Source organism: Pseudomonas sp. WC1 (genome assembly GCF_050586565.1).
Taxonomy (GTDB): domain Bacteria; phylum Pseudomonadota; class Gammaproteobacteria; order Pseudomonadales; family Pseudomonadaceae; genus Aquipseudomonas.
This window is the reverse complement of record NZ_JBOBDQ010000102.1, coordinates 1-9437: the sequence shown is the minus strand read 5'-3', so window position 1 is coordinate 9437 and position 9437 is coordinate 1. Positions and strand designations below refer to the sequence as shown.

2 protein-coding genes and 1 pseudogene are annotated in these 9437 nt (G+C 67.8%); all 3 read right to left on the bottom strand.

Annotation, left to right across the window (positions count from 1 at the left end; genetic code table 11):
• On the bottom strand, positions 1-4719 hold a 4719-nt coding region (locus ACQ4OD_RS26095; protein ID WP_430945197.1), incomplete at its 3' end, for an amino acid adenylation domain-containing protein.
• Positions 4720-4731: 12 nt separating this feature from the next.
• A pseudogene (locus ACQ4OD_RS26090) lies at positions 4732-6084 on the bottom strand (condensation domain-containing protein); the annotation flags it as partial.
• Between the two features lie 82 nt (positions 6085-6166).
• Positions 6167-9437, bottom strand: a 3271-nt coding sequence (locus ACQ4OD_RS26085) for an amino acid adenylation domain-containing protein (protein ID WP_430945196.1), incomplete at its 5' end; no start/stop codon positions are given.

Genomic DNA, 9437 nt, shown 5'->3' with positions numbered 1-9437 from the left:
GGCGATGCCTACCAGCACATCCGGCCCCACGCCCTGCGCGCGCAGCTTGTGTGCCAGGCGGTTGGCGCGGCGGTTGAGCTGGTCGTAGCTCAGCGTCTGCCCAGCGAAGGTCACGGCGATCGCTTCAGGCGTACGCACCGCCTGCTGCTCAATCAACGCATGGGCGCAGGCCGAGCTCGGATAGCTGTCGATCACTTGTAGCGGCGCTGTGCTCAGCACCAGCTCACCCAAAGCCCGTTGCGACGAGTCCGCCAACCCTTCTAACAATTCGACGAAGTGTACTGCAATCTGCCCGACAGCCGATTCGGCGTAGCTGGCGCGGTCGAACTTGAAGCTGGCCGACAGTTTTTCGCCCACCTGAGCCACCAGCGTCAGCGGATAGTTGGTCTGCTCCTGGCTGGCTACCTCGCCGAACACCAATCCCTGGGGAGCGCCTTGCTGCAGCGCCTCCGACACCGGGTAGTTCTCGAACACCAGGATATTGTCGAACAGCGCCTCGCCGCTCCAGCCGGCCCAGCGCTGGATTTCGTAGAGCGGCGTGTGCTCGTGCTCGCGCAGGGCCAGGTTCAACCCTTGCACGTGCTGTACCCAGTCGCCCACGGCCTGCTCCGGGCGCGGGCTGGCGACCACCGGCAAGGTGTTGATGAACAGCCCCAACTGCTCCTCGACGCCCGCGAGCTCCGCCGGGCGGCCGGCCACGGTGGCGCCGAAGGTCACGCAGGCCTGCCCGGTGTAGCGCTGCAACAGCAACAACCACGCAGCCTGGACCAGGGTGTTGAGGGTGATCCGCTGGTCCCGGGCAAACTCGCCCAGGCGCTGGGTACGCTGTGCATCCAGGCTGATCTGATGCTCGGCCTGCCCGTGGCCCTGGGCTTCGGACCTGAAGGCCTGGGCCAGCCGCGTGGGCTCGTCCAGTTCCGCCGTGCGCTCGCGCCAGAAGCGCTCGCTGGCGGCCTGGTCCTGGCGTTGCAGCCACTGGATATAGTCGCGGTAACGGCTGTTCTTGCCTGCCGGGGTGAAACCGGCGTAACGCTGCAGCACCTCACCGAACAGGCGCGAGCTGCTCCAGCCATCGAGCAGGATATGGTGGTTGGTCAGCACCAGCTGGTACTGCTGTTCGGCGCTGCGGATCACCGCCAGGCGCAGCAGCGGACCGCTGGCCAGGTCGAAACCGGCACGCAGGTCGGCCTCGGCCCATTCCTGCAACGCCCTCGGCAGATCGGCCTGGTCACGCCAGTCGAGCTCGACCAGCGGCAGCCGCACCTGGCGCTGCACCACTTGCAGGGACTGGTCGTAGCCACTGAAGAAACTGCTGCGCAGCACTTCGTGGTTGTCCACGGTAGCCTGCAAGGCCGCGATGAAGCGCGGTACGTCCAGACCTTGCACTTCGACGCGAGTCTGGTTGATGTAGTTGCCCGTCTCCTGCTGGTACAGGCTGTGGAACAACATGCCCTGCTGCATCGGCGACAGCGGGTAAATGTCTTCGATGTTGCCCGCCGCCACCGGCAGCGCCGCCAGCTGGCGCTGGTCGAGGCTGGCCAGCGGGAAGTCCGAAGGCGTCACCCCCGCCACCCCTGGGGTGGTGCAGTGCCCGATCAACAGGCGCAGTTCCTCGGCGTACTCGTCGGCAAGGCGCTGGATCTGTCCACGTTCGAACACGGCGCTGCTGAAGCTCCAGTCCAGCGCCAGTTCACCGGCGTAGACCTGGCCATCGATGCTGAGCAGGCTGCCCAGCGGCGCCTCCGGGCTTTGCCCCTGCCCCGCACCTTCCGGCGCAGGGGTGAACAACCCTTGCTCGCTGTCGAAGCTGCCGTCGAACTGCCCCAGGTAGTTGAACACGATGCTGCCCTGGGCCAGGGCGCCGAGGGTTTCGCGGGCCTGCGCGTCACCCAGGTAACGCAGTACACCGTAGCCAATGCCCTTGGCCGGCACGGCGCGCAGTTGCTCCTTGACCGCCATGAGCGACGCGCCCAGGTCATCGGCGGGGGTCAGCTTCACCGGGTACAGGCTGCTGAACCAGCCGACCGTGCGGGTGATGTCGAGGTCGTCGAACAGGTCTTCGCGACCGTGACCTTCCAGGCGGATCAGCGCATGCGCCTCACCGGTCCAGCGGCGGATAACCCGTGCCAGCGCCGTCAGCAGCAAATCATTGACCTGGGTGCGGTAGGCAGCCGGCGCCTCCTGCAACAGTTGCCGGGTCAGTTCGGCGTTCAAGTGGGTGCGCACCGATATTTCATGCTTGCGCTGCTGGCCACCCTGCAGGTTCGCCCCAGGCAGGACGTCGCTGACACCCTGCAACTGCGCCTGCCAGTAGGCCAGCTCGGCCACCAGCGCGGGGCTGCGGGCATGCTCGCGCAGATGCTCGGCCCAGGCCTTGAGCGAGCTGCTCTTGGCCGGCAGCACCGGCGCCTTGCCGGCCAGCAGTGCCTGGCAGGCCAGCTGCAGGTCTTCGAGCAGGACACGCCAGGACACGCCATCGACCACCAGATGGTGGATCACCAGCAGCAGGCGCTGTTGCCCCTCGGGCAGGTCAATCAGTACCACGCGCAGCAGCGGGCCATTCTTCAGGTCCAGGCTGCGCTGGGCCTCATCGGCCAGCTCCGGCAGGCGTGCGGCATCGTCCAGCTGATGTACCCACAGCAACTGCTGCGCGTCGACCGGCGAGAACTGGCCTTGCCACTGCCCCTGATCCTCGCTGAAACCCAGGCGCAGGGCGTCGTGCTGTTTCAGCAGCAGTTTGAGCGCAGGTTGCAGCAAGGCTGCCGTCAACGGCTGGCGCGGGGTCAGCAGCACCGCCTGGTTCCAGTGGTGGCGCTGGGGAATCACGGTGTCGAAGAAACGCGCCTGGATCGGCGACAGCAGCAGGCTGCCGCTGACCTGCTCGACCACCTCGGCCGCCGCTTTCTTCTCGATCAGCTTGGCCACCGCCGCCAACTGGCCGATGGTCTGCTTCTCGAACAGCTGCTTGGGGCTGAGCTTGATGCCCTGGCGCTTGGCGCGGGCAATGATCTGCAGGCTGAGGATCGAGTCGCCACCCAGTTCGAAGAAGTTGTCGGTGCTGCCCACTTGCTCACGCTTGAGCACCTCGCACCAGATCGCGGCGAGTTTCTCTTCGATTTCCCCCACCGGCGCGACAAAGCGCTGCTTGGCCACCACCCCCGGTCTGGGCAGGGCACGCTTGTCCAGCTTGCCGTTGGCGGTCAGCGGCAGGCGCTCGAGCAGCAGCACCTGCGCCGGCACCAGATACTCCGGCAGGCGCGCCAGCAAAGCCTGGCGCAGGGCCTCGGCCTGCAGCTCGACACCCGCCGCCGGCACGGCCCAGGCCACCAGTTGCAGGCGCGTGGGGTCGCTGTCGAGGGGTAGCGCCAGCACCACGGCTTCGGCCACGCCGGGCAGGCCTTGCAGCACCTGGCCGACCTCGCCCGGCTCGACCCGGTAACCGCGGATCTTCACCTGGTCGTCGCCACGGCCCAGGTATTCCAGCACGCCCTGGTCCAGGCGCGCGCGGTCACCGGCACGGTACAGCCGCTCGCCGTTGTTACCGAACGGATCGGGGACAAAGCGCTCGGCGGTAAGGCCCGGCTGGCCGACATAACCCTGGGCCAGGCCCTGGCCGCCCAGGTACAGCTCGCCGGCCACGCGCTCGGGCAGCGGATTGAGGTAGGCGTCCAGCACCCGCGCCTGGCCGTTGTCCAGCGGCCGGCCCACCGGCACGCTGCGCCAGCCAGGCAGGCGCGCGCCGACTTCGTGGGTAAGGATGCCCACGGTGGTCTCGGTCGGGCCGTAGTGGTTGATGATCCGGCAGCCGGGCTTCAGGCGGCGGATCTGCTCGATCAAGGCCCAGGAACTGGCCTCGCCACCGAGGATCAGCAATTGCTCGGGCAACACCCGCTCCGGCTGCGCGGCCTGCAACAGGCCTTGCAGGTGGCTGGGCACGATCTTCAGCACATCGACGCGGTGCTCGGCCATGTAGCTGGCGAAGGCATCCGGATCGAAGCCCTGGTCGTGGCCCAGCAGGTGCAGTAGCCGGCCCGAGGCCAGCGCGCCGAACAGCACGGTATGGCCAAGGTCGGCGGCCACGGTGGATACCATCGCCAGGCTGGCACCGGGCTGCACGTCCAGGCGTTGCAACACGCCCTGCAGATAGTTGGCCAGCGCCCCGTGGCTGACCACCACGCCCTTGGGTTGCCCGGTGGAACCCGAGGTGTAGATGATGTAGGCCGCCTGCTGCGGCAAGATACGCACCGCCGGTGGCTGGTCGTCGCAGTCGCCATACAGTAAAGCGTCATAGGCCACGGCGCGGCACACGCCCAGCCCCGCCGCCTGGACGTCGCCCTGGGCATGCACCAAAAGCTGCGCGGCGCTGGCCTGCAGCAACTGCTGCAGGCGCTCGGCCGGCTGGCGGCTGTCCAGGGGCAGGTACACCGCGCCCAGCTTGAGCACCGCCAGCAGGCTGGTCACCCACTCGATGGAGCGCTCCTGGCACAGCGCCACGGTCATGCCCGGGGCGATACCCTGCGCCTTGAGGTAATGAGCGAAACGGTTGGCCTGCTGCTCCAGCTCGGCATAGGTGACCGTACGATCCCCCGCGCGCAATGCCGGCTGCCCGGCACCGGCTTGCAGGCCCTGACGCCACAGGGCGAGGAAGTCCTGCTGCGGCCAGCCTTGGGCAGCGGTTTCGACCTGCTCAGCCTGGGCGTCCGGGTGATCGAGCAACACCGCGTCGGGGTGCTCGACAAGCGTACGCAACACGGCCTGGAACGAAGCGGCCATGCGCTCGATGGTCGCGGCTTCGAACAGGTCGGTGCTGTAGGTGAAGTAGCCTTGCAGGCCGTCGGGGGTCTCGGTGAAGTCGTAGGCCAGGTCGAAGCGCGCATCGCTGCCCTCGACCGAAAAACCGCTGACACTCAGCTCACCCAGCGTCTGCCGGGCCTGGGCGCCGGCCTCGGTGTCGGCCATGTTCTGGTTGATCTTCACCTGGAACAGCGGGTTATGGCCCAGGTTGCGCTCCGGCGCCAGGGCGTCGACCAGGTGTTCGAACGGCAGTTCCTGGTGCGACTGTGCGCCACTGACCACCTGTTTCACCTGCTCCAGCAGCGCCGCGCCGCTCTGGCGCTCGTCCACCTGCACCCGCAGCACCTGGGTGTTGATGAAGAAGCCGATCAGGCCTTCGACTTCCTTGCGGTTGCGCCCGGCATTGGGCGCGCCGATGCGGATGTCGGCCTGGCCGCTGTAGCGCGACAGGGTCACGGCCAGCGCCGCCAGGGTCAGCATGAACACGGTCTGGCCCTGGCTGCGCGCCTGGGCCTTGAGCTGCGCCGACAGCGCCGCCGGCACATCGCTGCGCAGGGTCGCGCCACGGTAGCTGGGGTGCGCCGGACGCTCGTGGTCCAGTGGCAGGTCCAGCACCGGGTGTTCATCGCCCAGCTGCTGCTTCCAGTACTGCAACTGGCGCTCGCCCTCGCCGGCCTCAAGCCACGCGCGTTGCCAGATCGCATAGTCGGCGTATTGCACCTCCAGGGGCGGCAGATTGGCGTCACGCCCTTGCGACAGCGCTTCGTACAGGTGCACGAACTCCTGCACCATCAGCTCGCCCGACCAGCCGTCGGAGACGATATGGTGCATGCACACCGTCAGCACGTGCTCGGTCGGTGCCAGGCGCAACAGGCGGACCCGCAGCAACGGGCCTTCGAGCAGGTCGAAGGGTTCATCCAGTGCCTCACGCACCGCAGTACGCAGGCACTGCTCGATATCCTCGCCCGGCCCGGCCTGCACCTCGCGCACCTCCAGGCCAACGCCCGGTTGTTCGAGGACCTGCTGGTGGAACTCGCCCTGCTCGGAGACGAACCGCGTGCGCAGGCTCTCATGGCGCCGCACCAGCGCCTCCAGGGCCTGGGCCAAGGCCTGCTGGTTCAGCGAACCGCTCAGGCGCACCGCCATCGGCACGTTGTAGAAGCTGCTGTGCGGCTCCAGCTGCCAGAGGAACAGCATGCGCTGCTGGGCATAGGACAGCGGGACGCGCGGGCTGTCGTGACGGGTCACGGCGATGGGCAGCAAGCGGAAGCTCTGCCCGGTCTCGCGCATCTTGTCGAGGATCTGCCGACGCTGCTCCAGGGCCAGGCCGACAAAGCGCTTGGCGATACGTTCTGCTGTGCTCTTGTCCATCTCAGACGCCCGCCATTTCATTCATCATTCTTTCGATATCGGACAAGCCGTCCTCGCTCAACGACAAGCCGGTGCTGGCACAGGCCTGGGCAAAATCATTCAATTGCGGTTTCTCGAATAGCAGGCGCAGGGGGATGTCGATGCCCAGGCCCGAGTTGATCTTGGAAATCAGCTGGGCCGCCAGCAGCGAGTGCCCGCCCAGCTCGAAGAAGTCATCGCCCAGGCCCACCCGCTCGACCTGCAGCACTTCGGCCCACAGCGCCGCCAGCTGTTGTTCCAGCTCACTGACCGGGGCCACGTAGGCCGGCTGCGACTGGCGGGTATCGGGGGCCGGCAGTGCCTTGCGATCGAGCTTGCCGTTGGGCAGCAGCGGCATGCGCTCGAGCAACACCAGGTACATCGGCACCATGTAGTCCGGCAGGCTGGCGCCCAGGTGCGCCTTCAGCTCGGCGCGCAGGCCGTCCTCGGCCTCGGGCATGGCGTTGGGCACCAGGTAGGCGGCCAGTTGCTTGCCGCCCGGGCCATCGATATCGACCACCAGCACCTCGCGCACCGCCGGGTGCTCGCGCAGGCGCGCCTCGATCTCGCCCAGCTCGATGCGGAAGCCGCGGATCTTCACCTGGTGGTCGATGCGCCCGGCGTACTCCACCACGCCGTGCTCACGATAACGGGCCAGATCGCCGGTGCGGTACAAGCGCCCGCCCGGCGTTGTCGCGAACGGGTCGGGGATGAAGCGTTCGGCGGTCAGCCCCGGACGATTGTGATAGCCGCGGGCGAGCAGCTCGCCACCGACCAGCAGCTCGCCGATGGCGCCCGGCAGGGCCAGGTCGGCATCGGCGTCCACCAGGTGGATCGAGCGCCCGCCCAGGGCCTTGCCGATCGGGATCTGCACCGGCAGGGGTTGCGCGCCGGTGACATAGGCGCTGCAGTCGTGGCTCATGACGCTGACGGTGGCCTCGGTCGGCCCGTAGGTGTTGAGCAGGCGCACATGGCCGAGCCCGGCCTGTTGCCAGGCCAGCACGCCATCGGCGGCCATGGCCTCGCCTCCCATGTGGATGCGCCGCAGCGAACCATAGTCGCGCGGGCCCTTGGCCGCGAAGTCCTTGGCCAGCAGGTACCAGTAGGCGGTCGGCAGGTCGGCGAAGGTGATGCCCTGGGTCACCACTTCACGGTAGAAGGTCTCGCTGTCCCACAGCGTCGGGCCGCGCAGCACCACGCTGGCGCCGCAGATCAGCGCCGGGTACAGCTGCTCGACGAAGGCGTCGAAGTTGAAGGTGGAAAACTGCAGCACCCGGTCGGCCGCCGACAGGCCGCAGAAACCCTGGGCGACATGGGCATGTCGGCTCAGCGCCGCGGCGCTGATGCCGACGCCCTTGGGACGCCCGGTGGAACCGGAGGTGTACATGATGTACGCCAGGTTGTCGGGGTCGCCCAGCGCCGGCAGCGCATGGCTCGGCCAGGCATCGAGCGGCTCGCTGTCCAGACACAGGCTGCGTACCTGCGGTGCCACGGCCAGGTCTTGCCGCTGGGCGCTGTGGCAGAGCAACAGGGCGATGCCGCTGTCCTCCATCATGTAGGCCAGGCGCTCGTGCGGGTAGTCGGGGTCCAGCGGCACGTAGGCGCCGCCGGCCTTGAGCACGCCCAGCAGGCCGACCACCATGTCCAGGCTGCGCGGCAGGGCGATGCCCACGCGCACGTCCGGGCCGATGCCCGCCTCGCGCAGGCGATGGGCCAGCTGGTTGGCGCGCAGGTCCAAGGCCTGGTAGGTGAGCTGCTGCCCTTCGCAGATCAGCGCCGTGGCGTGCGGGGTACGCGCGGCCTGGTCGGCGAACAGTTGCTGCACCGTGCGCGAGTCGGGGTAGACCACCTCGTGTCGGCTCCACTGCCCGAGGATGACCTGACGCTGTGCCTGATCGAGCAGCGGCAGCTCGACGATCCGCTGGGCAGGCTGGGTGCTGACTGCCTGCAACAGGTTGAGCCAGTGCGCGGCCATGCGCTCGATGGTGGCGTGCTCGAACAGGTCGCTGACGTAGGTCAGGGTCGCACCGAGGCCGTGTTCGCTTTCGAAAGTATCCAGGGCCAGGTCGAGGTGCGCCGTTGGGTTGCCCCAGCTCAGGCCTTCGATGCTCAGCCCAGGCAGTTCGCGCCCCTGGTCCGGGCGCTGGGCCTGGTGGTTGAACATCACCTGGAACAGCGGATTGTGGCTCAGGCTGCGCTCCGGCTGCAGCGCTTCGACCAGTTGCTCGAAGGGCAGGTCCTGGTGCGCCTGGGCCTGCAAGGCGGCGTGCTTGACCTGTTGCAGCAACGCGCTGAAGGTCGTGTGGAGCTCGAACTGCGCCTTGAGCACCTGGGTGTTGACGAAGAAGCCGATCAAGCCCTCGGTCTCGGTCCGGGTGCGGTTGGCGATCGGCACGCCGACACGGATGTCGGCCTGCCCGGTCTGGCGGTGCAGCAAGCTCTGGAACGAAGCCAGCAGCAGCATGAACAGCGTCACCCCTTGCTGGCGCGCTTGTGCCTTCAAAGCCTGAACCAGCGGCGCCGGCACCTCGATGGCGAGGCTGCGACCGGCGTGGCTTTGCACAGTGGGCCGTGGATGATCGGTGGGCAGTTGCAGCACATAGTGCTCGCCGCCCAGCTGTGCCATCCAGTAGTCGAGCTGGCGGGCCTGCTCGCCGGCTTCCATCCACTGGCGCTGCCAGACGGCATAGTCGGCGTACTGCACCGGCAAGGCCGGCTGTTCGGGTTGCCGGCCCTGGCTCAAGGCCAGGTAGGCGTCGACCACTTCATCGACCATGATCGGCATCGACCAGCCATCGGCGACGATGTGATGCAGGGTCAGCACCAGCACGTGATCGTCCTCGGCCAGGCGCAGCAGGCGCACCCGCAGCAGCGGCCCCTGGGTCAGGTCGAACGGGCGCTGGATCTCACGAGCCACGCGCTCGCGGACCGCCTCGGTCGAGGTGTCCTGCAGCGATTCCATGACCAGGGTGAACGTCGCGGGCGCGTGGATACGCTGCTGCGCCTCGCCACCTTGCTGGTCGAAGGTGGTGCGCAGGCTCTCATGGCGAGCGATCAGGCTCTCGAAGGCCTGACGCAACGCTTCGGGGTTCAGACGCCCCTTCAGTTGCAAGGCTGCAGGGATGTGGTAGGCGGCGCTATCTGGCTCCAGTTGCCAGAGGAACCACTGGCGCTGCTGGGCGTACGACAGCACCAGCGGCTGGTTGCGGTCCGCCACGGTAATGGCAGGCGCCTGGCTGGCCGCACCTTGGCCG